Origin of the sequence: Selenomonas sp. oral taxon 478, assembly GCF_001189555.1 — a bacterium.
Classification (GTDB): domain Bacteria; phylum Bacillota; class Negativicutes; order Selenomonadales; family Selenomonadaceae; genus Centipeda; species Centipeda felix.
Map to the genome: position 1 here is coordinate 1,078,817 of NZ_CP012071.1, position 23,896 is coordinate 1,102,712.

23 protein-coding genes are annotated in these 23,896 nt (G+C 59.8%); 14 read left to right on the plus strand and 9 right to left on the minus strand.

Annotated elements, in window-relative coordinates:
• The first annotated feature begins 102 nt into the window (after positions 1-102).
• The 4 genes from mqnE to ADJ74_RS05075 all read left to right on the plus strand — a co-directional run bounded on the left by mqnE (position 103) and on the right by ADJ74_RS05075 (position 2,501).
• Complete coding sequence (gene mqnE / locus ADJ74_RS05060; RefSeq protein ID WP_172664513.1) at positions 103-1,188, plus strand: aminofutalosine synthase MqnE; 1,086 nt, start codon at positions 103-105, stop codon at positions 1,186-1,188.
• Positions 1,189-1,260: 72 nt separating this feature from the next.
• Positions 1,261-1,896: an LUD domain-containing protein gene (locus ADJ74_RS05065; RefSeq protein WP_050342401.1), complete on the plus strand. Its 636-nt coding sequence runs from the start codon at positions 1,261-1,263 to the stop codon at positions 1,894-1,896.
• A 75-nt stretch (positions 1,897-1,971) separates the two neighbouring features.
• The gene (locus ADJ74_RS05070; protein ID WP_050342403.1) at positions 1,972-2,238 is read left to right on the plus strand and encodes a type II toxin-antitoxin system RelB/DinJ family antitoxin; all 267 of its coding nucleotides are present in this window, start codon (positions 1,972-1,974) and stop codon (positions 2,236-2,238) included.
• 50 nt (positions 2,239-2,288) lie between these two features.
• Positions 2,289-2,501: a Txe/YoeB family addiction module toxin gene (locus tag ADJ74_RS05075; protein WP_253271726.1), complete on the plus strand. Its 213-nt coding sequence runs from the start codon at positions 2,289-2,291 to the stop codon at positions 2,499-2,501.
• Between the two features lie 46 nt (positions 2,502-2,547).
• Here ADJ74_RS05075 and ADJ74_RS05080 read toward each other — a convergent pair whose 3' ends face one another.
• The 3 genes from ADJ74_RS05080 to ADJ74_RS05090 all read right to left on the minus strand — a co-directional run bounded on the left by ADJ74_RS05080 (position 2,548) and on the right by ADJ74_RS05090 (position 8,425).
• A complete protein-coding gene (locus tag ADJ74_RS05080; protein ID WP_050342405.1) occupies positions 2,548-5,091 on the minus strand; it encodes a hypothetical protein in 2,544 nt (847 codons plus the stop codon).
• Positions 5,092-5,260: 169 nt separating this feature from the next.
• Positions 5,261-7,201 (minus strand): suppressor of fused domain protein, encoded by a 1,941-nt coding sequence (locus tag ADJ74_RS05085; protein ID WP_050342407.1) that lies wholly within the window; start codon positions 7,199-7,201, stop codon positions 5,261-5,263.
• A 138-nt stretch (positions 7,202-7,339) separates the two neighbouring features.
• Positions 7,340-8,425, minus strand: coding sequence for a hypothetical protein (locus ADJ74_RS05090; protein WP_050342409.1), 1,086 nt, complete (start codon positions 8,423-8,425; stop codon positions 7,340-7,342).
• A 204-nt stretch (positions 8,426-8,629) separates the two neighbouring features.
• On the opposite strand from ADJ74_RS05090, the gene ADJ74_RS05095 reads away from it, so the two are divergent.
• The 5 genes from ADJ74_RS05095 to ADJ74_RS05115 all read left to right on the plus strand — a co-directional run bounded on the left by ADJ74_RS05095 (position 8,630) and on the right by ADJ74_RS05115 (position 13,834).
• Positions 8,630-9,373, plus strand: a complete 744-nt coding sequence (locus ADJ74_RS05095) for a Fic family protein (protein ID WP_050342411.1) — start codon at positions 8,630-8,632, stop codon at positions 9,371-9,373.
• Positions 9,370-10,467, plus strand: coding sequence for a CofH family radical SAM protein (locus tag ADJ74_RS05100; protein ID WP_050342413.1), 1,098 nt, complete (start codon positions 9,370-9,372; stop codon positions 10,465-10,467). The genes ADJ74_RS05095 and ADJ74_RS05100 overlap by 4 nt, the downstream gene beginning before the upstream one ends.
• The gene (gene mqnC, locus ADJ74_RS05105) at positions 10,464-11,489 is read left to right on the plus strand and encodes a cyclic dehypoxanthinyl futalosine synthase (RefSeq protein ID WP_050342415.1); all 1,026 of its coding nucleotides are present in this window, start codon (positions 10,464-10,466) and stop codon (positions 11,487-11,489) included. The genes ADJ74_RS05100 and mqnC overlap by 4 nt, the downstream gene beginning before the upstream one ends.
• A 1-nt stretch (position 11,490) precedes the next feature.
• Entirely contained in the window at positions 11,491-12,339 is an 849-nt protein-coding gene (locus ADJ74_RS05110; protein WP_050342417.1) for an MTAP family purine nucleoside phosphorylase, read from the plus strand.
• Positions 12,340-12,874: 535 nt separating this feature from the next.
• Positions 12,875-13,834 (plus strand): L-lactate dehydrogenase, encoded by a 960-nt coding sequence (locus ADJ74_RS05115; protein WP_006690543.1) that lies wholly within the window; start codon positions 12,875-12,877, stop codon positions 13,832-13,834.
• Between the two features lie 390 nt (positions 13,835-14,224).
• Here the strand turns inward: ADJ74_RS05115 and ADJ74_RS05120 are convergent, their stop codons facing one another.
• From ADJ74_RS05120 to ADJ74_RS05135, 4 genes are read right to left on the minus strand one after another with little or no spacing between them, the layout of a single operon-like run.
• Positions 14,225-14,755, minus strand: coding sequence for a 2-oxoacid:acceptor oxidoreductase family protein (locus ADJ74_RS05120; RefSeq protein WP_050342419.1), 531 nt, complete (start codon positions 14,753-14,755; stop codon positions 14,225-14,227).
• 1 nt (position 14,756) lies between these two features.
• Positions 14,757-15,605 carry a thiamine pyrophosphate-dependent enzyme gene (locus tag ADJ74_RS05125; RefSeq protein WP_050342421.1) on the minus strand — a complete coding sequence of 283 codons (849 nt, stop codon included), beginning with the start codon at positions 15,603-15,605 and terminating at the stop codon, positions 14,757-14,759.
• Entirely contained in the window at positions 15,602-16,747 is a 1,146-nt protein-coding gene (locus ADJ74_RS05130; protein ID WP_050342423.1) for a 2-oxoacid:acceptor oxidoreductase subunit alpha, read from the minus strand. The genes ADJ74_RS05125 and ADJ74_RS05130 overlap by 4 nt, the downstream gene beginning before the upstream one ends.
• A gap of 1 nt (position 16,748) precedes the next feature.
• Positions 16,749-16,943, minus strand: coding sequence for a 4Fe-4S binding protein (locus tag ADJ74_RS05135; protein ID WP_006690537.1), 195 nt, complete (start codon positions 16,941-16,943; stop codon positions 16,749-16,751).
• 677 nt (positions 16,944-17,620) lie between these two features.
• Between ADJ74_RS05135 and ADJ74_RS05140 the strand changes: the two genes are divergently transcribed.
• Positions 17,621-18,316, plus strand: coding sequence for a class I SAM-dependent methyltransferase (locus ADJ74_RS05140; protein ID WP_050342425.1), 696 nt, complete (start codon positions 17,621-17,623; stop codon positions 18,314-18,316).
• A 30-nt stretch (positions 18,317-18,346) separates the two neighbouring features.
• A complete protein-coding gene (locus ADJ74_RS05145) occupies positions 18,347-18,793 on the plus strand; it encodes a DUF3887 domain-containing protein (protein WP_050342427.1) in 447 nt (148 codons plus the stop codon).
• 221 nt (positions 18,794-19,014) lie between these two features.
• Here the strand turns inward: ADJ74_RS05145 and ADJ74_RS05150 are convergent, their stop codons facing one another.
• Positions 19,015-20,025 carry a hypothetical protein gene (locus ADJ74_RS05150; protein ID WP_050342429.1) on the minus strand — a complete coding sequence of 337 codons (1,011 nt, stop codon included), beginning with the start codon at positions 20,023-20,025 and terminating at the stop codon, positions 19,015-19,017.
• A 13-nt stretch (positions 20,026-20,038) separates the two neighbouring features.
• Complete coding sequence (locus ADJ74_RS05155) at positions 20,039-20,446, minus strand: hypothetical protein (RefSeq protein WP_050342430.1); 408 nt, start codon at positions 20,444-20,446, stop codon at positions 20,039-20,041.
• A 282-nt stretch (positions 20,447-20,728) separates the two neighbouring features.
• On the opposite strand from ADJ74_RS05155, the gene ADJ74_RS05160 reads away from it, so the two are divergent.
• The 3 genes from ADJ74_RS05160 to rfaE2 are packed head-to-tail and all read left to right on the plus strand — an operon-like array spanning position 20,729 to position 23,701.
• Entirely contained in the window at positions 20,729-22,255 is a 1,527-nt protein-coding gene (locus ADJ74_RS05160) for a hypothetical protein (protein ID WP_050342431.1), read from the plus strand.
• A complete protein-coding gene (locus ADJ74_RS05165; RefSeq protein ID WP_050342433.1) occupies positions 22,249-23,250 on the plus strand; it encodes a bifunctional heptose 7-phosphate kinase/heptose 1-phosphate adenyltransferase in 1,002 nt (333 codons plus the stop codon). Before ADJ74_RS05160 ends, ADJ74_RS05165 begins: the two co-directional genes overlap by 7 nt.
• Entirely contained in the window at positions 23,237-23,701 is a 465-nt protein-coding gene (rfaE2, locus tag ADJ74_RS05170) for a D-glycero-beta-D-manno-heptose 1-phosphate adenylyltransferase (RefSeq protein WP_050342435.1), read from the plus strand. The genes ADJ74_RS05165 and rfaE2 overlap by 14 nt, the downstream gene beginning before the upstream one ends.
• Positions 23,702-23,896 lie beyond the last annotated feature (195 nt).

The following is a 23,896-nucleotide window of genomic DNA, read 5'->3' on the forward strand; positions in this document are numbered from 1 at the left end:
TACCTACCGGCTTGCAGGCGGCTCCTTTTGTCTCTGTGGCAGGACTTTTGCGCTGGGTATCGAATCATAAAGAGGTAACTTGTGTGTTTAGGAGACGATGAATTGCAGAGTAAATACCTCGATATTGAGAAGAAAGCAGAGCGCGGAGAGCGGCTGACGTATGAGGACGGCGTGGCGCTCTTTGCCTCGCACGATATCGCGTGGCTCGGTGCGCTCGCCGACCATGTGCGCGCGGAGAAATGCGGTGATATTGTCTACTACAATGTGAACTGCCATGTGAATCTGACGAATATCTGCATGGCGCACTGTAAGTTTTGCGCGTTTGGGCGCGATGCGGAGGATGCAGGCGCATACGAAATGAGCGTGGAGGAGGCGGTGGCACACGTCGCGGAGGCGATGCGCGACCCGCATCTCGCGGGACTGCACGTCGTGAGCGGGCTGCATCCGACGTGGACGTTTGACGACTATCTCCTGCGTCTGCGCGCGCTGCACGAGGCCTTCCCCTCACTCTACCTGAAGGGGTTCACGGGCGTGGAGATCACGCATTTTGCCCACACGTCGGGGCTCTCCGTGCGCGAGGTGCTCCTGCGCCTGCGCGAGGCGGGGCTGCAGTCGATCGCGGGCGGCGGCGCGGAGATCCTCTCCGACCGCGTGCGCGGGGAGCTCTGCCCGAACAAGGCGACGGCGGATGAGTGGCTGGCGGCACACCGCACGGCGCATGAGCTCGGCATCAAGACGAATGCGTCGATGCTCTACGGACACATCGAGACGCTCGAGGAGCGCGTCGCGCACATGATGCGCCTGCGCGACCTGCAGGACGAGACGGGGGGCTTTCAGACGTTCATCCCGTTCCCGTTCCTGCCGTCACATACGGAGCTGGGGCGGACGGTGCGGCAGACGTCGATGTGGGACGATCTGCGGACGATCGCGATCGCACGCCTCCTGCTCGATAACTTCCGCAACATCAAGGCGTACTGGGTGATGCTGACCGTGCCCGTGGCGCAGGTCGCGCTCGGGTTCGGTGCGAACGACATCGACGGCACCGTGCACAAGGAGACGATCCTCCACGACGCGGGGGCAAAGAGCCCGCGCGCCCTCTCCGAGGATCACATCATCCGCATCATCCGCGAGATCGGACGCACGCCCGCCGCGTGTGACAGCAATTTCAACATCATCGAGACGTACTGAGGATTTCGCCAATATGTCCACCGCGAATCCCTTGGAATCAGGGAATATGGCGTGACGAAGGAGATGAGGACAATGTCCGACACGACGGACGAGGAACGCATTGTGCGCACGATGGAGGCATTCCGCAAAAATCGCTACGATGTCTCGCGCTTTGCGGAGCGGACTGCGGCGGCGGATTATCTCGCTCGTGAGATTCGCGGCAAACGCGTCGGATTCGGCGACTCCGAGACGCTGCGGGCGCTTTCCCTCTACGAGCGGCTAAGTGAGCATAACGAGGTGGTCGATCCGCCACGTGCAGGACACGTCGGCGGCATCGAGGCATTTCTTGCCGCAGGGCGCGAGGCACTGATGACGGACATCTTTGTCCTCTCGGCGAACGCCATCACGGAAGAGGGGCAGATCCTCAACATGGACGGCGCGGGCAACCGTGTCGCAGGCTCACTCTTCGGACATGAAAAGACCTACTTCGTCGTCGGCATCAACAAGCTTGTCCCCGACATCGAGGCGGGGATCGAGCGCATCCACCGCATTGCCGCCCCGCGCAACGCCCACCGCAAGGGCAAAAAAACGCCCTGTGCGAAGGACGGCACGCGCTGCTATGACTGCGCGGCACTGGAGCGCATCTGCAATGCGCTGACCATCCACTACAAGAAGATGAGCTATCGCCCGATGGAGCTGGTATTGATCGAGGAGAAACTGGGATTATAGATGCAAAGCAAATGATGCGAAAAGATTGATTTGCCTATACAAACATGATATTCTACAAAAAAGGAGGCGATTGATATGGCACAGACGATGGTAAATTTTCGTATGGATGCAGAGCTCAAGCAGCGTATGGAGGAGACCTGCCACAAGATGGGGTTGACGCTGACCGCTGCATTTACGATGTTTGCGGCAAAGGTGACACAGGATCGCCGCATTCCCTTCGAGGTAACGGCAGAACCCGATCCGTTCTACAGCGAGGAGAACATGGCGCGTCTCCGTGCGGCGATTGCGGATGTCAAAGCGGGGCGCAATCTGACGGAGCATGAACTCATCGAGGCTGACTGATGGATAAGATTTGGCAGGATGCGGCATGGGCAGATTATTTGTACTAGCAGATGCAGGATAAGAAGACACTCAAGAAAATCAATCGTCTTCTTCAGAGCATTGACCGCAGCGGCTATGACTGCCAGGGACAGCCCGAACCGCTCAAGGGGGATCTCTCGGGCTTTTGGAGTGTTCGCATCGACGCGAAGAATCGCATTGTTTTTCGGATTGTGGATAACCGCATGGAGATTGCACAATGCGGCTCGCACTATCGGGACAAATGAACAAAAAAAAAGACGGCAAACGCCGTCTTTTTCTTTTCCGCCCGCCTTATCCCTTCCGTTCGCCGACATTCCAGTCGGCATCCACCTCGAAGTAGGCGCTTTTTTCCTTCCACGGGTATTTGTACTCGAGCACGACGGTGTGATCGAGTAAGATGTGCACGGCGATGAGCTGTGCCGTGCCGTGCTCATCCGTATGTTTTACCCATGCCCCGCTGTCGATGTGATCCCTGACCTCGGTCAGCCATGTGATGGGGAGCTTGGACATGCCCGCCTCATTCATGCGGAATACGATCTCCACCTCTGTATCCCCGGCCTTGCGCGGGAAATGGCAGTAGGGCGCGTTGCGCGTGTAGCTGCCCGCCGATATGGGGGCGAAGAGGCGCAGGACGCGGGAGAGTCCCTCCTCGTCGACGCGGATGCAGAGGATGGAACGCTGCTTTTGGTACATGTCATCGAGGGCATCTGCCGCTGCGCCCTCCTGCGGAACCTCGGCCGCACGCGATGCCTGCTGCAGCTCCTCGTCATACGCTCCGTCGACCCAGTGAAAGCACATCTGCTCAATCGTTGCACCCTCCTCGATCTCACGTTCTAGCGTCAGGAACTCGTGGTCGTCCGGCACGAGGGAAAGCCCCTGCCGCACGGCGTCCAGCGCACCGTCACGGTCGCCGAAATGGGCGCGCAGCTTGCCGAGCACGAGATAGCACCACGGATAGTCTGGCTCCTCACGCGTTCCCTGCGCGGCATAGCGGAGCGCCTTTTCCAGATAGCCGCAGTGCATGAGGGCGACGGCGTAGCGATAGTACCACGTCCCGCACCCGCACGCATTCGGCTCGGAGTCCGGCATCCACTGTATCGCACGGTAGAAGTAGGGGTACTGATCGACATTGTTGCACGCATAGGCATACCACAGCGCAATGTCGCGGTCACGATGCGCCTCCTCGCGTGTGAACCGCCCCTTGATGATGCCGTTCTTGATGTATTTGTTCAGATAGCTGAGCATTTTAAAGAAATAGCCCGTGGATCCATCCTCCATCGCCTCGAGTTTGGCGACGGCCTCCGCTGTGAGCAGGGGGCCTTTTTCTGTGTCGGAGCTCTCCGGCGCGTCGGCGGCGTCCTCCTCCTCCTCGTCGCGATCAAAAATGTTGACGGTGCCCGCCGCGTCTCGTCGGAAGGAGTGAAACACCGCCCACGGCAGATTCGTCCTCTTGAGAACGGTTTCTGCGGCGACGAGGACGGCGTGCAGATCCCACGCGAGAAAGTCCAGATAGCCGTAGTTCGTGCCCGTCGCTCCGCCGAGGAAGGTCACCGCGTGCAGACAATCGGTCTCCTCCTCAATCGCCTGCATGAGCGCATCGCGAAAATCGAGAATCCCGTCGGCACTCTCGCGCATCTCATCCGTCAGCGGATAGGCGATAAAGCCCGCCGCGATCCCATCCGCATGGTAGATGTCCACGAGCGTCGCATCGTTATCCATATAGGAACTGAGGAGGGAGGGCAGGCGCGTGCTGCCCGCATAGACATCGAGCCGCAGATCCGCATCGTCCGATGTGTCCGGCTCGCGCTCGTAGGCGAGATAGTAGTGGTCAAGGTACTCCTCTGCATCGTTCGCGAGGGAGTACCCCGCCTCTGCGAGTGCCTGCGGCAGATCCGCCAGCAGGGCCGACGGCTCCTCGCGCGGCGCATCGAGGAGATCAAAATCATGGATGAGTCGGATGGCGGCGATCTCGCCGAGTGCCTGATCGACGAGCGTGGAGAGCATCCACCACGCGCGGCTCTCGTCCTCCTGCAGGAGCGGCAGGAGCTTTTCACAGTAGACCGTGAGGGCGATCCCGTCGCCGTCCGGCGCGAACCAGACGGCGACATCCGTCATCTCGATGCTGTAGTCGTCCGTGCGCAGGGAAAAGCCAAGAGAGGACGTGCGCCCGACGTGGATGTCCCAGTGCTCGCGCACAGAGGCAGGGGCATGGCACGCGAAATAGACGAGCGGAAAGAGCTTTGCGCGCAGACCTTCGGGCGTGAGGATGAGCTCATATTTCTCGTTGCCCTTTCCGAGCTCGAATGAGACATCGTCAAAGGCGATGTGCAGAGCGGAGCTGCACCGCTCGATGAGCTCCTCGCCGTGATCCGGTCCCGCATCCATCAGCGCGCGCAGCTCCTCCTCCACCTCGGAGAACGCGAGCCATGCCTCCTGCACGCGGATGCGGAACGGGCGCGAAAAGAGCGGGAGAGAGAGTCCGCGGCGGCAGTCCTCGATCATCTGCTCGGTGTCCTCGTCGCCCGGCAGCGCCGCAAGCGCCGCCTCAAAGTAGGGCAGGGCGCGGTTTTCCTGATCGAGGTAGTAGTAGGCATAGCCCATGCGGAAGTTCCAGACGTGATCGTCGGCAGAATCCTCTGCGTGCGGCGCGAGGAGGTCGATCGCTTTTTTGAAATACCACCACTCGCTCGGCTGCGCGAAGTTGTTGTAGGCGCGCGCCAGCTCGCCATCGAGCTCGGGCGTGCGCTCTGCGGCGGGGATCTCCTCAATCGCCGTGATGATCTTCTCGTAATCTCCGTGATTGTGCCATGCTTGACACTGTTCCAGTAATGTCATCTGCTGCTCCTCTTGTCTGGGTCTAAGTTGCGCTCAGGGCGCCCTATCGGCTCGTGATGCTCGCCGCTTCCCCCGCGCGACGGGGGAAGCGAATATACCGTCATCCAATGCCTCCCCCCGTGCGACACGGGGGAGGGGGACCGCGAAGCGGTGGTGGGGGCGCTTGTTCCTAATCCCACCAGAAATACCAAATATGCGATTTCCGCAGGCTGTCGGCGAGCCTGCGGATGCTCATGTCGGGTGTGCCCTGCTCGATGATGTCGCTGCAGTAGGCGTACTGCTCCACGGCGCGCGCGGCGGCGTGCTCCGGCGCGACGGGCGCGGGGACGCGGTACTCAAGCGTGTCGTAGGTGAGGACGGCAGGGACGGCTCTGTCCGTCTCGTACCAGTACTTTGCGACCGCCGTATGCGCGGAGGTATCGGGGCAGTCGTTCCACCCGCCGAAGGGCAGGTAGGTGAAGATCTCCCACGGATGCTTGACGGGGATCTTGGCGAGGATTACGGGATGCGTTTTCCGCGTCTCGCAGTTCCAGTAGGTGATGAGGTTGTCGTTTGCCTCACCCTTCGTATCTTCTTTGACCGTCATGTCCTCCGTACATGCCGCGCGCCGCTGCATGAGCACCGTTTTGCCGTCCTTGACCAGCTTTTTCGCCATGCGCTCACGGAACGCGATGACGGCATCCCGATCGAATTCGTAGTCCTCAAACGCACCCTTTTCGGCCTCAGCATTCATCGTCAGTGCCTCCCAGAGCGTGTCGCTCGGGACGATGATGACGGGGACAATGCCGTCGCGCGCGGCCGTGCGCGTGGCGTAGCTGTACCATGATGTGATCGGGTCGTCGTCCACCAGCGGCGGGAGGTACATCAGAGAGCAGCTCGCCCTGCTGGCGTTCAGGTACTGCATCGTTGCGATGGCAACGTCGCTCGGATCGGCGTCCACCTGCTCCTCAGTGTTGCGCTTCCACGCCTCCCAGTGCCGCTCGATGAGCTGCGCCATCTCCCGATAGAGCTGCTCGTCGAATGGGACGAAGAGATATGCCTCGTCGTCAAACTCCTTCGAGTAGTATTTTTCCGCCCCGAAATACGCGAGGGCGTGATTGTCGACGTCCGAGGGGTAGGAGGGGGCCTCGCCGTCGTAGTAGTAACGAGCGAACGCCGCGCCCTCCGCGTTGAAGAAGCCGCGCATCAGGATCCCGTGCAGCTCGTCGCGGAGGAAGGGGCGCAGGTCTGTCTCCGCCGGGTGCTCCTTTACGGCACGCACGGTCGTCTCGTACTCGCGGATGAACCAGTCCGCCATCAGATCATGCAGGATGCACCACCGCAGGTAGACTGCCATGTGGCTGTACGCCTCGATCTCATCGACGGGGAGCTTCTTCTCGTGCAGGCTGGAGAGATGCCACTCCGCATTGTCCATCACGAGATCCTCAAAGTCCTCAGGGGCGCATGCACTGCGCCGCTGTGGATCAATGACGAAGCTCACGTGCCGCTCGTCAAAGAGGTTCAGCAGTTCCTTTGCACTGCGGTCGAATTTGTAGTTGAGCTCGTCGCGGTAGAGCGGGATGATCTGATAGAAATTGACCTCGTCGCCGTCCGGCAGGGGACAGACCGTGTTGTCTCCCTTTACCTGCGCTCCGATGATCAGGGAGGCGGTCAGCTTGGTGTTCTCGGCGTAGTTGTTTGTCCTGCTGTCGATGGTATGCCCCCAGCCGAGCCATGTATCATCCTCGATCGGCAGACGTTCGAGGCTCTTCAGCAGGCGGATCGGCCAGTAGTGCTCCTCGTCGTCCTCGTGGATCTTCCAGTCGGACGGCAGGGCGATCGCGAGTTCCGCGCGTTCGAGCTTGTACTCGGCGAGCTCTTTTGGCACGTTCATGCGGTGCGCCCCCATCCCGAGGGTGACGAGCATGTAGTAGTTCCGTTCCTCGGTCGGATCGACGATGCAGATGTCCAGATGGATATCGGGCGAGACAATCTCGTGAAAGACGTTTGCATACGTGCCGAAGTTCGTCTCAATGTAACTTTCGACGGCATCCAGTTCTTCCTCGGTATAGACCTCCGTGGGCACGGGCTTTTTTCCATGCGAAGAATTATTGCGGACGATTTTTTTCATTGTGTTCTCCTTTATGACTGAGGAGCAGGCTCTCCAGCATCGTTTCCAGAAGGCTTGTCGGCGTGATGACAAATCCCTCCGCCGTGATCGTTTTGTTGAAGAAATCGACGGAACGGTCGTGGTTGATTATGGCGCACCTCACGTCTGCTGGTGCTGCATGGAGACAATCTGACAGTCGGGGCAGAACTCGATGTAGAGCGTGCCCTCCATATAGTCCGTCAGTGCATCCCAATGAATCTGCATGAGGTACTTCATCGGCTGCCCGCAGTTGGGGCAGGTCGTATATTCCCAGTCCTGCCACCAGAGTGCAAAGCCGCCGAGCGTGCAGACATCCTCGAAGCGTGCGCCGTAGAACAGAGGAACAGGCGTCTCGCCGAGGATGAGATCGTTTTCAAAAATCCTGACAAGCTCCTCTTCGATATACATGGTATCGCCCGCATCCTCGCAGGAAAGCACCTCACTGCCGCCGTCGAGCGTATAGCGGCTCAGCCTCGGTCCCTCATACGAAACGCAGTTCGGACAGCAGGTCGCTGTGAGAATGCCGTCAATGCCGAGGAAGTGCAGACGCGCATCCCGTCCGTCGAGGACGAGCATATCCGCCATGCGGCAGCCGCAGTGCGGGCAGTTTTCCTCCCGCGGACGGGCGATGCGGACGGGCGAGCGGCGCAGCTCCTCCTCCGATGCGGCGTGCACCAGCGTATAGCAGGTGTCGAAATTCAGCGTGCGCCGTCGCCCCTCACGGTCGAATGTCCAGCCGCCGCACTGCGCATAGACAGAGGGGTTGACGTGCAGCTTTCCGCGCCAGGGGCGCGGATTGCGTTCGAGTGCGAGGAGTGCCGCAAGGGATTGGTCGTCTCCCTGCATACCGAGGCACATCATCAGTTCGTTCGCCTCATGCGCGGCATCCGTCTCCATCAGTGCCGCGATCAGTCCGTCCCGTACATCCGTCGGTGCATGATAGTAGAGTGCCGAGGGCCAGAAGGAACGCGCTGCGAGTGCCGCGCGTGGGATCTCCGGCACGAGCCGTCCGCGACAGCAGAGCAGATACCAGAAATCATCGGGAACATCCTCGATCTGCGCGATGACCTCCTGTTCCTTTGCCGCGACCTCCTCGGGCGTCCATGCGAGTGCGGCACGGCGATTCGCCGCCGTACGGCAGCGCCAGCAGAGCCCCTCGTAGCCGAGCTCCGTGCCGCAGTCGGGGCATTGGTAGGGTAGATTCATGGGCGGCTCCTTTCCCATTTAGACATATCGATTCATTCTGATAATAATACGGATGTGGAGCAGCTTCAATAGGTCTTTTGGGAAAGTAAATGAGAAGGCGGCGAAAATCCCCGCGCTTCCTTTACCTTTTCGCTGAATCTATATATAATAGAAGAAGGGAATCGCTGAATTTATCCGTGTTTCCCAAGTTTTGGAGGTGATGCTATGCGCTTAGGGGAGAATCCGCTCCTTTTGCGGCTGCGGGAGGAGAAGGCGCATCGCCTCTCGGGCGGCATCTACCATGAGCTGCAGGTGCGCATGACCTACAACTCAAACCACATCGAGGGGAGCCGCCTCAGTGAGGAGGAGACGCGGCGCATCTTTGAGACGAATACCGTGGGCGGGGATGCGCATGTGGATGATATCATCGAGACGGTCAATCACTTTCGGGCGATGGACTACTGCATCGACTGTGCGGAGGAGCCGCTGACGGAAGAGATCATCAAAAAACTCCATGAGTTGCTGAAAAGCAGAACGTCTGACGAGCTGCTCCCCTACTTTCGCGTGGGCGACTACAAGGAACGTCCCAATATGGTGGGCGGCGTGGAAACGACTCCGCCGCAGGAGGTTGCAGCGGCGATGCGGAGGCTCCTTGACCGCTATCAGGCCAAAGAGAAGATCGCCTTTGAGGACATTGTGGACTTCCACTACCATTTTGAGCGGATTCATCCGTTTCAGGACGGCAACGGGCGTGTCGGGCGGCTTATCGCGTTCAAGGAGTGCCTGAAGTACAATATTGTTCCGTTCATCATTGAGGACACAAAGAAGGCATTCTACTACCGTGGACTGAAGGAGTATGAGCGCGAGCGCGGGTATCTCGTGGATACCTGCTATGATGGGCAGGATACAATGCGGCGCCTGCTCGATTTTTTTCAGATTTTCGGACATTCCTTTGAGGAGAGTACATGAGCGATTTGAGAACTGCCCGTGCCGCCGCTGAGCGCGGGGCACGGCTGACGAAGGAGGATGCACTCCTCCTCTATGAGGACAACGACCTCCTCGCGCTCGCTGCGTGGGCGCGTGCGGCGAAGGAGCGAGCGAGCGGGAAGAACGTCTACTATACGGTGAACCGTCACATCAATCTCACGAACATCTGCAGTGCGAACTGTCCGCTCTGCGCGTTTCAAGTGGAGCAGGGGGATGCGCGCGGCTATATTATGGAGACCGACGACGTGGCGCGCGTGCTGGAGACGGCGAAAAATACGCCGCGTCTCACGGAAATCCACATTGTGAGTGCCCTGCATCCCGACCGTCCCTTCTCCTACTACGAGGGCGTGGTGCGGCAGGTACGTGCGGCGCTTCCCCATGCGGACATCAAGGCATTCACGCCCGTGGAGATTGTGAACTTTGCAAAAGGCGAAGGGGGTTCTGTCCGCGACATCCTGCGCCGTTTGCAGACGGCGGGGCTCTCATCCCTCCCCGGCGGCGGCGCGGAGATCCTCTCCGACCGTGTCCGCGCAATCATCTGTCCGAATAAGGCAACGCGTGCCGAGTGGCTCGACTGTATGCGCACGGCGCACGCGCTCGGCATCCGCACGAATGCCTCCATGATGTACGGGCACATCGAGACGGTCGAGGAGCGCATCGAGCACCTGCTCGCCCTGCGTGATTTGCAGGATGAGACGGACGGCTTTCAGGCGTTCATGCTCTTTCCGTTTCATCCCGAGAACACGGCGCTCGGCGCGGAGCGTAAACTCACGCGCGTCGGCTCGTGGGAGGATATGAAGATGCTTGCCCTTTCTCGCCTTGTGCTCGATAACGTCGCGCATTTCAAGGCATTCTGGGTCATGCTGACGCAGCCGATCGCACAGCTCTCGCTCGGATTCGGTGCGGACGATCTCGATGGGACGATCGGCGAGGAGAAGATCATCCACGCCGCAGGCGCGCAGACGCAGACGGGCATCACGCGGCGCGAGCTCGACGCGATGATCCGCGAGGCGGGCTATGAGCCTGTGGAGCGCGATACGTTTTATCGGCCGATCGCGGCAGGGGAGGGCGCATGAGACTCACGGAGCAGGAGGCTGCCGATCTCCTCACGCACGGCGACCCGATCGAACTCGGGCGTGCGGCGGACGCGGAGCGGCGGCGGCGGTTCGGCGATACGGTGACGTTCATCGTTGACCGCAACATCAACTACACGAATATCTGCGTGAACGAGTGCCGCTTCTGCGCGTTCTACACGAAGCAGGACGCGCCCGACGCCTATCTCCTGCCGATGGAGGAGATCCTCGCGAAGGTCGGCGAGACGGCGGCAGCGGGCGGCACGCAGGTCATGATCCAGGGCGGGATTCACCCAGATCTGCCGCTTTCCTACTATGAGAATATGCTGCGTGCGATCCGTGACCGCTATCCCTCCATCGTGATTCATTCGTTCACTGCGACGGAGATTCTGTACTTTGCGGAAAAGGAAGGTATCACCATCGAGGACACGCTGCGGCGGCTTCAGGATGCGGGGCTTGCCTCGCTCCCAGGCGGCGGTGCGGAGATCCTCGTGGATCGCGTGCGAAAGCTCATCGCGCCGAAGAAGATCATGACCGAGGATTGGCTGCGCGTCATGCGTACGGCGCACAAGATCGGCATGGAGTCGACGGCGACGATGGTGATCGGCTTCGGCGAGACGATGGCGGAGCGCGTGGCGCACATGGAGCACATTCGCCGTTTGCAGGAGGAGACGGGCGGCTTTCGTGCGTTCATTACATGGACGTTCCAGCCGGGCAATACCGCACTCGGCGGGGAAAAGACGTCGAGCTGGGACTATATGCGGACGCTTGCCGTCACACGTCTCTACATGGACAATGTTGCACACATCCAAGGATCGTGGGTCACACAGGGCGAGCGCATCGGACAGCTGACACTCGGCTTTGGTGCGGACGACCTCGGGAGCATCATGCTTGAAGAGAATGTCGTGCGTGCGGCGGGGACGCGGTACAATATGTCGATCAAGAAGATGATTGATCTGATTCGCGGCGCAGGCAGAGAGGCGGCACAGCGTGACACGCAGTATCGCGTGATACGGAGGTTTTGATATGGCAGAGCAACAGGTTCCGGCAGCGGGCTATGCCGTCATCGGCGGCTCGGGGACGCTCTCGAGCGACTTCCCGCGCGCCTCGATGGCGGCGGATGTGGAGATCCTCGCGGACGGGCTGCACTTTGCGACACCCTACGGCGAGAGCCCTGCGTTCCGTCTATTCTCCGTCGCGGGACGGCGCGTGCTGACCTGCCGCATGCACGGCTGGCGCAGCGGCGTGACGCGCGCGGATGCGTCGCGGCAGGTGTTCTGGGTGCTGCGGGAGGCGGGTGTGCGGCGCATTCTCTCCGAGGGCGGCGTCGGGACGGTGAACCCGCTGCTCGATCCGCGCGACTTCCTCATTCCCGACGACTACCTGGACCTCTCCGTGCGCAAGGATGTCATGCTCGACGGGCGTTATCTGCTTGTCATGCGCGATGCACTCTGCTCCGAGCTGCGTACGGCACTCATTGAAGAAACGAGGAAGCGCTATACGGGGCGCATCTTTGACCGCGGCATCTACGCCGTCACTGACGGGCGGCATTTCGAGAGCTCTGCCGAGATCGCGATGCTGAAAGGGCACGCGGACATCGTCGGGCAGAGCCTTGCGCCCGAGGTCTATCTTGCGCGCGAGATCGGCGCGTGCTATGCGGGGCTGTACTTCGTCGTCAACTACGGCGAGGGCATCCGCCCGTGGTCGCACGACACGCTAGAGCAGATCTTCTACGACGATGCACCGATGATCGGCGACATCCTCCTCGCGACGATCCGCAGCGTCTCCGCCGAGGAAAGGGCGTGCCCGTGCCGCAGCCTGCGCAAGGAAACCCTGCTCAAGGATGTCTACAACGCAGCGTCGGACAAGGGTTGACGAAAAACGCCGAACATCGTATAATGGACACAGAAAAAGGTGCTGCCGGTAAACGGTCAGCCCCCGTAATCTAAGAAATGGTTATAAGAAACCCGCCTAGAGTTGGTGACTGCAGGCGGGTATTCTTATGGTCTCAAGGCTACGATACAGATCGTTACAAGAAAGATGAACGACAGAAAATCGTACAGAGTCATAAGTATCGCCTCCTCTCTTGAGGAGACTGACCGCCTACCGCTCGTGACAACACCTGCGTGCATTATAGCACGAAAATATTTGTCTGTGGACTGTTGTTTCATATTGACAAGTTGGCAATACGAACTCTCCTGTATACACGTTATACTCCGTGAAAAAACCCGTTGACAATGATTCCCTGTGGTGCTACTATGATGGTGCAGGAAATCCTGCGGCGATGATTTGACCGAGAAGAGGTGTGATTCGCCATGAAACAATTACTATCTGTACAAATTCTTCTTCGACCGTAGTGCCCGAGTGCGTTTTTGCGTTCGGGCTTTTTATTATTTAGGAGGTCATTATTATGTCCATCAACCGGGGAAAAGTCGTCATCATCGGTACGAGCAATGTCGGCTCCGCCGTGCTCAACAAAATCGCAGACTTTCAGCTGGCCTCGGAGATTGCCCTCATCGATCTCGATATGAATCGTGCGCGCGGCGAGGCACTCGATACGAGCCACGCCATGTCCTCACCGTACAGTACGAACATCAAGATCCATACGGGGACGTATGAGGACTGCCGCGATGCGGCGTTCATTGTCATCACGGCGGGACCGTCGATCCTGCCTGGAGAGAAGCCCGACCGACTGAAGCTCGCGAGCACGAACACGAAGATCATGCGCTCCATCTTCTCTGAGATCGTGAAATACACGAAGGAAGCCATGGTCATCATGATTACGAACCCGCTTGACGTTGCGACCTACGTCGTATCAACCGAGTTCGACTACCCGCGCGAGAAGATCCTCGGCACGGGCACGATGCTCGAGACCTATCGCTTCCGTTACCTTCTCGCGGAGCATTATGATATGGATCCGAAGAATATCCACGGCTATGTCCTCGGAGAGCATGGCAACGATGCTTTTGTTGCGTGGTCGACGGTCAACTGTGCGGGGCTCGGGATCGATCATCTTGACGAATACTTCCACTTTAAGGAGCGGCTGAATCGTCATGACATCGAGCAGGGACTCATACAGACGGCATACGATGTCATTAACCTCAAAGGATTTACCAACACGGGAATTGCTATGGTTGCCTGCCGCTTTATCAAGGCGATTCTCTACAATGAGCATACGATCCTGCCCTGTGCCGCCGTCATGAACGGCGAGTACGGCATGAAGGATGTTGCACTCTCCATTCCGCGCATGATCGCACAGGACGGCATCGTCCGCTCGCTCGAGGTGCGCCTTGCCGACGATGAGATGGAAAAACTTTCCCGTGCGCAGAAGAGCGTCCGTGCCGCACTCGACGGTGCAGGCGTGAAGTAAAGGCTGTTATGTCCTTTGCAGTGAACTCTCCCACCCGTCAGGCTTGACGGAACGGTTCACACGTCGTATAAATGAGCACAGAAAAAGGTGCTGCCGGTAAACGGTCAGCTCCTCTGCTAGAAACGAACTAAGATTAGCCGCCTAAGTTTGGAAACAGAGGGCGGCTTTTCTTATGCTTTGATCGTTGCAATACAAATTGTAACGAGAAAGACCAGCGAAAGAAATTCGTATGGTCCCATAAGCATCACTCCCTTACGGGAGCAGTGAATCGACCGCCTACCGTTATTGACAACACCTATGTGTATCATAACATGAAATTTCATGTTTATGAACATCTGTTTCATACAAAACACCGCCCCGTGTGTAGTGGAGCGGTGTTTTCGTTTGTCGTTATCCCTTCGCCGCCTCGTATCCGATCATCAGCGCCTGCATATTGCGGTCAACGGTGTGCGGCGGGACGCGATTTGCGACGGCGTTCTTTACGGCATCGAGCGGGACGATGCCGGAGACGCGCGTGATCGCGCCGAGCGCGACAATGTTCGCAAAGAGCGCCTTGCCGATCTTCTCGATGGCAAGCGTGGTGATGGGAACGGAGACGACGTGCGCCGCCTGCGGGACGCTCGGGACGAGCTCGCTGTCCACGATGAGGATGCCGTGCGCAGGATCGAGGTCGCCGGCGTACTTATCCGCCGCCGCCTGTGTCATGGCGAGGACGATGTCAGGATGCTCGACGTGCGGATGATAGATCACGTCGTCGCTGATGATGACCTCGGAGCGGGACGCACCGCCGCGCGCCTCTGGGCCATAGGACTGTGACTGTGCAACGTTTCTGCCGCACGCAGCCGCCGCCTCGGCGAAGATAATGGCGGCGGTGATCACGCCCTGTCCGCCCGAGCCTGAGAGACGAAGTTCCTTCTGCATATCAGAGCCCTCCCGCACGCCGCTGAATCTCGGCGTTTGCCGTGCCGTACTCCTCGCCCGCGCATTCGTAGAGCAGTCCGATGGGGAACTTCTCCGGGGTGCGCTTCTCGGGCGGGAGCTTGTCCCATGCCGCCTTCATGACGGCGGAGTCGCGCATCCACTCAAGCATCGCGGCGGGCGATCCCATCTTGTTCTTGCGCCCGTAGGCGGTCGGACACTGCACCATCGCCTCGACGAGGGCGAAGCCGTGATTTTTGAGCCCGCCCGCAATCATCTGCGTGAGGTGCTTGACGTGGAACGCCGTCGAGCGCGCGACGTAGGTCGCACCCGCTGCCTCGGCGATGCGGCACGCGTCGAGCGGTCGGTCGATTGTCCCGTATGGTGCGGTCGCCGTCATCTTGCCCGGCGGTGTCGTCGGCGAGGACTGCCCGCCCGTCATGCCGTAGATATTGTTGTTGAAAAGTACGACGGTGAGATCGACGTTGCGTCGACAGCCGTGCAGAAAGTGATTGCCGCCGATGGCAGTGCAGTCGCCGTCTCCTGTAATGACGATGACGTTCAGCTCGGGTCGTGCGAGCTTGATCCCCGTTGCAAAGGGAATCGCTCGCCCGTGCGCCGTGTGTACGGTGTCAAAGTCCATATAGCCCGAGCCGCGTGAGGAACAGCCGATGCCGGAGACGATGACCGTGTTGTCCTGCGAAAATCCCTCCGCACCGTCCACCGCCTCTGCGATGCACTTCATTGCCGTGCCGTTGCCGCAGCCCGGACACCAGAGATGGGGGAGGCGGTTCTGACGAAAATACTGCTCGAACGGACGCTGTATGTCGACCTTTGTATGTGCTGTGCTCATGCCCGCACCTCCTCGCTCATCTGACGAATCGCCGCCGTGATCTCCTGCGGCGTGAAGTCCAGCATATTGTACTTGAGGCAGGAGCGGACGTGCGTGCCGTGTGCAGCGCGCGTGACCTCACCCACGAGCTGCCCGTAGTTCAGCTCCGCGACGAGGATGCCCTTGACACGTGCCGCGAGCCGTGCGACTGCCGCATCCGCGAACGGCCAGATCGTCTGGAGCCGCAGAAAGCCGACCTTGATTCCCTCGGCGCGTGCCGTGCGCACGGCTTCGTATGCCGTGCGTGCTGTGCCGCCGTAGCTGACGACGGCGTACTCCGCGTCCTCCATAAAGGATTCCTCTGTGTGGATAATCTCCTCACCCACGCGGCTGATCTTCTCGTGGAGACGGCGGATGAGATGCTCCGTGACGGCAGGACTGCCTGAGGGAAAACCCGTCTCATCGTGGAGCAGTCCCGTGACGTGGATGTGATATCCGTCGCCGAAACGCGCCGCGTCGGGTACGAGATCCTCGCCCACGGCATAGGGCTGATAGCCCTCGGCACGCGTTGCTTTCGGCAGGCGGCGCGGGTAGATTTCGATTTCCTCAGGGGAGGGCAGTGTCACATTCTCGCGCAGATGTCCGATGATCTCGTCCGTCAGCAGAATGACGGGCGTGCGGAAACGCTCCGCATAGTTCACTGCCATGATCGCCATGTCGAATGACTCGCGCACGCTCCACGGGGAGAGCGCGATGATCGGATGATCGCCGTGCGTGCCCCAGCGTGCCTGCATCACATCGCCCTGCGAGGGTGCGGTCGGCTGTCCTGTCGAGGGGCCGACGCGCTGGACGTTCGCCACCACGCAGGGGATCTCCGCGCACGCGGCATAGCCGATCAGCTCCTGCTTCAGTGAGAAGCCCGGGCCGCTCGTCGCGTCCATGACCTTTGCCCCTGCGAGTGACGCGCCGAGAATCGCGCCCATCGCCCCGATTTCATCCTCCATTTGGAGGAAGGTACCGCCGATCTTTGGCAGCAGTTTTGCCATCTGCTCGGCGATCTCCGTCGAGGGCGTAATGGGGTAGCCTGCGAAGAACGTGACCCCGGCGGCAATCGCACCCTCGGCGACTGCCTCGTTGCCCTGCATCAGTCTTGTGCCTTCCATCCTACGCCCTCCTCTCCACGAAAATCGCAAAATCGGGACAGCGCATCTCGCACTGCCCGCACGCGATGCAGTCCTCGGGGCGCACGGGCACAATCTTGCCGAGCAGACTCACCTCGAGCACCTTCTTCGGGCAGAATGCCGCGCAGATGCCGCAGCCCTTGCACCGCTTTTCCTTGATATACAGCTCACCTTTCATGGCACTTCTCTCCCGCCGGGATGCGGAAACACATCCTCACATACACAAAAGCTCATCCTATCATTTCTATAAAAAACGATTTTATCATTATAACAGAAAATACAGAAAAAGGATATATCCCCTGATAGGAAAGGGGGTTCGCGCGTGTATACATCTGCTTGTCTACCGATTGTCTACAAAAATCATTTGTCTGCAAGCCGTTCAAAGATACGATACATGAGTTGGGGCGCAGGATAATATGTGCCGCCTGTGGGGATGACGGCGAACTGTTCGGGCGTGATAATGGTACTTAGGACGGCTTTTCTATGCCCAAATTTTCTGTGTGTACGAACGACGAAAGCCGGGCGGGAATTTCCGCCGCATGATGGACGCCATCAAATCGGGGGGAAAGCCTTCCCCGCGTGTTGAAGTTCGCGACGGCGCAGAGAAGTGACAGCGGACATCGGTGTATCGCAGGTGAAACGGTTCATGAAGGACAAGCGTCCCACCGACGGTGCAGTGATCTTTCGCCGCGAACAGCTGCACGGGAAGCGCGCATTACCTACTACACCCGCAGCGCTATGGACATCGGCTGTGCCGACGATGCAAAGAGCGCGCTGCACAAGATATTTTCGGTCATTGAAACCGCCATTTTTTTGTGCTAGAATAAATTGCGATCGGATCGGAGAAAGGATGCCATGATGGATGAGGAACTGCGCCGTTACGAGAAGATACGCGGAGCGTACTGTTCGGTAGGGCGGCTCGCGAGCCTCTATGACGGAATGATGACGTACTCGACATGGTCGGGGAAGCTGGTCTCACGGCTCGTGTGGGGGCTGGATCGCAGCGGCGTGCGTCGCTATGTGACGCTTGCGCTGCGTGCAGCGCACGAGGACTTTGCGGGGCGGCTGCTCGAGGTGCCGGTCGGGACGGGATGTCTCTCGCTGCCCGTCTATGCGGAGCTCCCGGAGGCAGACATCACCTGCCTTGACTACGCGCCTGCGATGCTTGCGGCGGCGCGTGCGCGTGCGGAGGCACTCGGCATTCGGAACGTCACCTTTACCGAGGGGGACGTCGGGCATTTGACGTTCGGCGACGCTGCGTTCGATGCGGCGGTTTCGATCAATGGGTTTCATGCGTTTCCCGACAAGGAAGCGGCATGGAGCGAGGTACACCGCGTACTGTGTCCCGGCGGACGTCTGACGGGGTCGGTGTTTGTCCTGGGGGAGAATGCGCGGACGGACTTCGTCGTGACGCAGCTCTACACGCGCATGGGATTCTTTACACCACCGTATGACACACGGGAGAGCCTGACGGAGCGCCTGCGTGCGCTCTATGCGGAGGTCTCTGTGGAGTGCGTGGAATCGCTCGCTTGTTTTTCCTGTGTAAAGTAGGGGGATGCCTACTAGAAGGAGGACGTTTTTATGAAGTCTCGTACCCTTTCCCGTTTCCTTGCTGCTGCGCTCGTTGCCGGCAGCGCCGTTGTTGCCGCACCGGCAGTCTATGCGGCGGATGCTCCCGCTACACAGGCGCAGGAGGAGCAGGCGCCGTTCCAGGGCGATGTCGTCCAGCAGCACATGATGGCGACGATTGATCGTTTTGAAAAGGGAGACATCGCAGGTCTGCAGGATGAAGCGACCGCCGATCTGAAGGCGCATCTCTCGGCCGACCAGCTGAAAGAGGCAAAGGCTCAGTTCGCACAGGACTGGGGCGCACGCGTCTCCGTCGGCAAGCCGTATATGACGGCAGGCAAGGAGAATAATGCGTGGTTCGCGGTCTGCGAGATCGCTGTCGGCTACAAGGCGACGGCTGTGGTCTACCGTCTCAGCTACGATCAGAACATGAAGCTCGCAGGATTCTTCATCCGCTGACGGATCCCTTGATTGCAGCAAGAAGGGGCTGTTGTACGAAGTCGTAAACTTCGTGCAACAGCCCCTTCTTTGTGCCCCTTCCACCGCTTGCGCGGTCCCCCTTCCCCGTGATAACGGGGAAGGCTTAGGATAACGGTATATTAGCTTCCCCCGCTAACGGGGGAAGTGGCGAGCGTAGCGAGCCGATGGGGGAATATGCAACAGCCCCTTTATGATGCCGTTTACGCCGCGTCGTGGTAGACGCTCTGATCGTTTGTGCTGTCTGCCTTGGCCGCAGGCGCCTCTGCGTCGCGCTGGAACGGTGCCGCGCTGTCGTAGGTGGTCTGCACGCCGAAGAGAGTCGTCTCGTGCTGTGTCTGGATGTAGAGCTCCGTGCCGGCGGGGAGGTCGACGTTCTTGCCGTGGACGAACGCACCCGCGACAACGCCGATGGGGCCGAGGACGGCGATGCCTGCGAGGGATGCACCGGCTGCCATGGCGAGATGGGTCATCTCTTTCTTTGACTCCTCACCGATGAAGGTTGTCACGTACGTGCCGTCGAGTGCCTTGGTCTCCTTGAAGTCGATCTCAATCTCTGCATTGCGGCCGAAGTTGCGCGCTTGGCGTACCTTCGTGACCGTGCCCTCGCCGCGCGAGCCCTTCGTAAAGACGAGCACGTCGTTCACGAATACATCGTCGGCGACCTGATACTCGATCGTATCGCCGACCTTGAGTTCCTTCGCGTTGACGGGCGTGACAAGCGCAACCTTGATGAGCGTGTCGGCGGGAACGGTGACGGGGGTCACGGGGATCTCCGCACGTCCGAAGGAGGCTGTGGAGAGCGCAGCGATACGCCTTTTGAACGTCCCTTCGGCGTTCTTGCCGAGGAGCGATGTCTCGAGTGCACCGATGCGTTCCTGCACGGAGCGCATGCTCGTCTCGTGGTTGATGTTCCATTCGATGGCGTTGAGATCCATCAGAACGGACGGCGATGTGCTGTTCGTGTAGATCTCCTCGTAGAGTGCGTCGATGCGCGCCATGAGGCTGCCACTGCGGTGCTTGCCGTCGTAGTCGCGCTCGAGGCGATTGATGCGGTCGATGAGCGCGCCGGTCTGCTCGCGCCCGTAGGTGTCCTGCTCGATGAGGGCGAGTTTTGACTGGACGGCGTTCGGCGGCTCTGCGGCAAACGCCGTACCGATGGACGTGAGTGCCAGAGCGAGCGTCAGCATGAGAGCACAGATTTTCTGTCGCATGGATTCATCCTCCTTATGGTGTCGTCTTCTGCTTTGCGAGCAGTTCTTCGATAAAGTCCTCGATGCTCTGCATCGGCGAGGTGGGCGTGTAGACCTGTGGCGCTGCCATGCCCGGCGTCGTGCGCAGTACCTCCTTCGTGTCGTAGACCCCGACCTGGCCGGAGAGAATCTGGTAGGTGCGCATCTGCCGATTGAATCGGATGCGGTAGAGGAGGCGACGGTTCTCCGTTGCTTTGACCACGGCGACGCCTGCCTCGCGCTCGGCATCCGAGAGGCGTGTGATGCTCGCGGCATCCACGTAGTAGCCCGTGTCGCCGTTCGCGTCGACAAAGCGCATATCTTCTGCCGCTTCGACGCTGCTGAGGCCAGTGAAAAGGCCAATCAGCACCGCCCAAAATCCACACACTACAATACGCCGCATCCGCAGGACCCCTTCCGTACCTGTCTTTCTCTCTGATTTCGCTCTATTATAGAGGAAAAATTTTTACGCGTCAAATCCTATGGACGTATGGATACAATGAAGTTTCTCAGATTGGTGTAGATTTTTTTGAGGACTGCGGGAAAACGAATGCTGGGGGATTTTCTGTCGTAGTGTTTCCCTCGGAACGAGCAGGGCGCATGCGCTCTTTTCAGTTGCGAAAATTCCGTTTATGATGTAGTATAAGAACGTCAAATCACTTTTAAAGGACAGGAGAACGCGCCGATGAGTACAGCCCACACCACCCGTATTCTGCTCGCACTGACCGCCGCCTGTGCGGTTTTTCCGGGGGCGGCGCATGCGGCGTATAGCGCGGACTCGGATACGGGGATTGAGCGCCTGGATTTTATCGAAAATCAGCGGCGTGCGGAGCGTGCCAATCGCCTCACGCCGGAGCAGGAGAAGCTCCTCGCTGACGTGACAGCGATGCGGGAGCATCTGCGTCACCCCGTGGCGGCAGATCAGCCCTCTCCGATCGCGTTTGAGGGCGATGACCTGACGTATGACGAGAGTACGGGCGACTTTACGGCGAAGGGGCATGTGGATATTGTCCAGCTGGAGGCGCGTCGCTTTCAGGGGGACTATGTGGCGGGCAATACGGTGCGCGGTGAGGTGTCCGTGCCGGATCGCGCGCACGTGCTGCAGCTGACGGAGGGGACGTCGCGCGTGACGCTCGACGGCTATCACATCAACTACAACTATCAGAAACATACGGGCACGATGGAACGGGCGGATGGCAAGGTCGGCGCCTATTATATGACGGGCAAGCGCTTTGAGTTCTACCCCGACAAGATCGTGGTCTATGACGGCACGCAGACGAAGTGCGGGGCGAAGAGTCCTGACTACCATCTCAGCTCGGAGGTGGCGGAGCTCTATCCCGGCGATCGACTCATCCTGCACAACGTGAAGTTCTGGGTAAAGAACAAGGTGATTTTTTCCAAAAAGCGGCATGAGGTCGATGTCTCGCACCCGATGCAGAACAATTTCCCGCGCGCGGGCTATGACAGCGATGACGGGCTCTGGTTGGAACAGCGGTTTGAGCAGAATGTTGCCCCGCGCGTGACCGTCGGAGCCAATGTCCACGTGACGACGAAGCGTGGGTGGCGCAGTTCCTATGATCTCGGCTGGGCGAACGGTGGTGCGAGTGCCGCATTGACCTATGGCGTCTTTGAGGACGGCGACAACGATTGGGTCAAAAAGATGCCGTCGCTCTCTCTTGGCTATGGACAGCGCATCGGACAGTCCCCCATCACCTACAGCCTGTATTCGGAATACGGACGCTGGTACGGCGGTGGGATCCACAGCAACCATCTTAGGTATGGGATCTCCGTTACACACGACACGATTCCCTTGCACGGCTATGGGCTTGATCTTTCGGCGGGCTATTCCGTGACGCGTGAGAGCTACGATCATTCACGTGTGCAGGGGCTCAGTGCCAGTGCCTTCCTGACGAAGAAATTTAACGACCGATTTGCGGCCTACGCCGGCGGTATTTACACGAAGAGCTCCAAAGAAAATGCCCTTTTCTCCTACAACGAAGAGGACTACTCCAAGGTCTTTATGGGCGGGCTGAGCTATCGCCTCGGCGAACGTGACCGCATTGCCATCGGCACGAAGTACGCTGTCGAGCCGCGTGCGTGGACGGATGTGGACTACTACTGGTTCCACGACCTGCACTGCTCGCAGATCATCCTGCGCTACCGTTCCAAGCAGGATGCGTGGCGGATCAAATGGGAGTTCACGCCATGGTGAGTGCACTGGAGCGCCTGAAGAATGCCCCCGTGCTCATCATCGGGGATATGGTGGCGGATGTCTATCTCGACGGGACGATCGCACGCATCTCGCGTGAGGCCCCCGTGCTCGTTCTGGAGCAGCGCGAGGAGCGCGTCGTGGCCGGCGGTGCGGCGAATGTAGCGAATAATGCGGCAACGCTTGGCGGGCGTTCGTATGCTGTCGGCGTCTGCGGGATGGATGCGGGCGCTGATGCGCTCTGCGCCGTGCTTGGGGAAAACGCTGTCGATACAGCGGGACTTGTTCGCGATGCGGTGCGTCCAACCATCACGAAGACACGCATCATCGCGGGCGGACGCGCGACAGTCAGCCAGCAGATCGTGCGCGTTGACCGTGAGTGGCATACGCCGCTTGCGGCGGCGGTGGAGGAGTGTCTCCTCACGGAGATCATGCGGCTCCTCCCGCAGGTGCGCGCGGTTGTACTCTCAGACTATGGGTCGGGCACGGTGACGGAGCGCGTACGCCGCACGGTGATTGACGCGGCACATGCGGCGGGGATTCCGAGCATCGTGGATGCGCGCTATGACATCCTCAGCTATGCGGGTGTCGGCTACGTCAAGCAGAACGATGCAGAGCTTGCGGCAGCACTCGGGCGTGAGCTCCGCTCGGCAGCAGACATCCATGCGGCGGGACGTGAGCTCCTCGCACGGCTCTCGGCGGACGGCGTCCTCATCACGCGCGGAGCGGACGGCATGACGCTCTTTCTCGCAGATGGGTCGGCGACGGATATCCCCGTGAGCGACCACAGTGAGATCTTCGATGTCTCCGGTGCGGGCGATACGTGCGTTGCCGTGATGGCGCTCGCCCTTGCGGCGGGCGTGGATCCCGTGACGGCGGCGCGGCTCAGCAATACGGCGTCGGGGATTGCCGTGCGGAAACGCGGGACGGCGACGGTGGCGTGGGCGGAGCTGCAGGCGGCACTGACAGCGGAAGGAGACGCTCATGCTCATTCCTGAGGAACACATCGAGGCATACGCGGCGGCGCTGCGTGCGGCAGGTGCGCGCGTCGTCTTTACCAACGGCTGCTTTGACATCCTCCATGCGGGGCATGTGCGCTACCTGACGGCGGCGCGTGCGCAGGGGGATGTGCTCATTCTCGGACTGAACAGCGACGCCTCTGTGCGGCGGCTCAAGGGGCCGTCACGCCCCATCAACAATGAACAGGATCGTGCGGAGGTCGTCGGGGCACTTGCCTCCGTCGATGCGGTGGTGATCTTCGGCGAGGATACGGCGGAGACCCTGATCGCAAAGGTGCGGCCTGCAGTCTACGTCAAGGGCGGCGACTACACGCGCAAGACGCTGCCCGAGGCGCGCATCGTCGAGGCGTACGGCGGCGAGGTCGCCTTGGTCCCGCTCGTTGCGGGGAAGTCCACGACGGGGATTATCGAGAAGGCGGGGCGCGGGTAATCGCGCGTAGTGTTCGTAGCGTAGGCACCCGTGAGGATTCCCTGAGCGAATCCTAGAGAAGCAAACGGCGCAGAGCGTGCGACCCGCCCACTGCGGATTTCTGTCGTTCAAGCGAAGCGCGTTAAGGAATCCGCAGGTATTTAGGCGGACGAGCACGCGCCCGTTTGCGTAACGAGGCATTCGCGAGGGGAATCA

Excerpts from the sequence above, each read along its gene's own strand:
- ADJ74_RS05065 (WP_050342401.1), top strand. The coding sequence starts at position 1,261 with ATGTCCGACACGACGGACGAGGAACGCATTGTGCGCACGATGGAGGCA.
- ADJ74_RS05070 (WP_050342403.1), top strand. The coding sequence starts at position 1,972 with ATGGCACAGACGATGGTAAATTTTCGTATGGATGCAGAGCTCAAGCAG.
- ADJ74_RS05075 (WP_253271726.1), top strand. The coding sequence starts at position 2,289 with ATGCAGGATAAGAAGACACTCAAGAAAATCAATCGTCTTCTTCAGAGC.
- ADJ74_RS05080 (WP_050342405.1), bottom strand. The coding sequence starts at position 5,091 with ATGACATTACTGGAACAGTGTCAAGCATGGCACAATCACGGAGATTAC.
- ADJ74_RS05085 (WP_050342407.1), bottom strand. The coding sequence starts at position 7,201 with ATGAAAAAAATCGTCCGCAATAATTCTTCGCATGGAAAAAAGCCCGTG.
- ADJ74_RS05090 (WP_050342409.1), bottom strand. The coding sequence starts at position 8,425 with ATGAATCTACCCTACCAATGCCCCGACTGCGGCACGGAGCTCGGCTAC.
- ADJ74_RS05095 (WP_050342411.1), top strand. The coding sequence starts at position 8,630 with ATGCGCTTAGGGGAGAATCCGCTCCTTTTGCGGCTGCGGGAGGAGAAG.
- ADJ74_RS05100 (WP_050342413.1), top strand. The coding sequence starts at position 9,370 with ATGAGCGATTTGAGAACTGCCCGTGCCGCCGCTGAGCGCGGGGCACGG.
- mqnC (WP_050342415.1), top strand. The coding sequence starts at position 10,464 with ATGAGACTCACGGAGCAGGAGGCTGCCGATCTCCTCACGCACGGCGAC.
- ADJ74_RS05110 (WP_050342417.1), top strand. The coding sequence starts at position 11,491 with ATGGCAGAGCAACAGGTTCCGGCAGCGGGCTATGCCGTCATCGGCGGC.
- ADJ74_RS05115 (WP_006690543.1), top strand. The coding sequence starts at position 12,875 with ATGTCCATCAACCGGGGAAAAGTCGTCATCATCGGTACGAGCAATGTC.
- ADJ74_RS05120 (WP_050342419.1), bottom strand. The coding sequence starts at position 14,755 with ATGCAGAAGGAACTTCGTCTCTCAGGCTCGGGCGGACAGGGCGTGATC.
- ADJ74_RS05125 (WP_050342421.1), bottom strand. The coding sequence starts at position 15,605 with ATGAGCACAGCACATACAAAGGTCGACATACAGCGTCCGTTCGAGCAG.
- ADJ74_RS05130 (WP_050342423.1), bottom strand. The coding sequence starts at position 16,747 with ATGGAAGGCACAAGACTGATGCAGGGCAACGAGGCAGTCGCCGAGGGT.
- ADJ74_RS05135 (WP_006690537.1), bottom strand. The coding sequence starts at position 16,943 with ATGAAAGGTGAGCTGTATATCAAGGAAAAGCGGTGCAAGGGCTGCGGC.
- ADJ74_RS05140 (WP_050342425.1), top strand. The coding sequence starts at position 17,621 with ATGATGGATGAGGAACTGCGCCGTTACGAGAAGATACGCGGAGCGTAC.
- ADJ74_RS05145 (WP_050342427.1), top strand. The coding sequence starts at position 18,347 with ATGAAGTCTCGTACCCTTTCCCGTTTCCTTGCTGCTGCGCTCGTTGCC.
- ADJ74_RS05150 (WP_050342429.1), bottom strand. The coding sequence starts at position 20,025 with ATGCGACAGAAAATCTGTGCTCTCATGCTGACGCTCGCTCTGGCACTC.
- ADJ74_RS05155 (WP_050342430.1), bottom strand. The coding sequence starts at position 20,446 with ATGCGGCGTATTGTAGTGTGTGGATTTTGGGCGGTGCTGATTGGCCTT.
- ADJ74_RS05160 (WP_050342431.1), top strand. The coding sequence starts at position 20,729 with ATGAGTACAGCCCACACCACCCGTATTCTGCTCGCACTGACCGCCGCC.
- ADJ74_RS05165 (WP_050342433.1), top strand. The coding sequence starts at position 22,249 with ATGGTGAGTGCACTGGAGCGCCTGAAGAATGCCCCCGTGCTCATCATC.
- rfaE2 (WP_050342435.1), top strand. The coding sequence starts at position 23,237 with ATGCTCATTCCTGAGGAACACATCGAGGCATACGCGGCGGCGCTGCGT.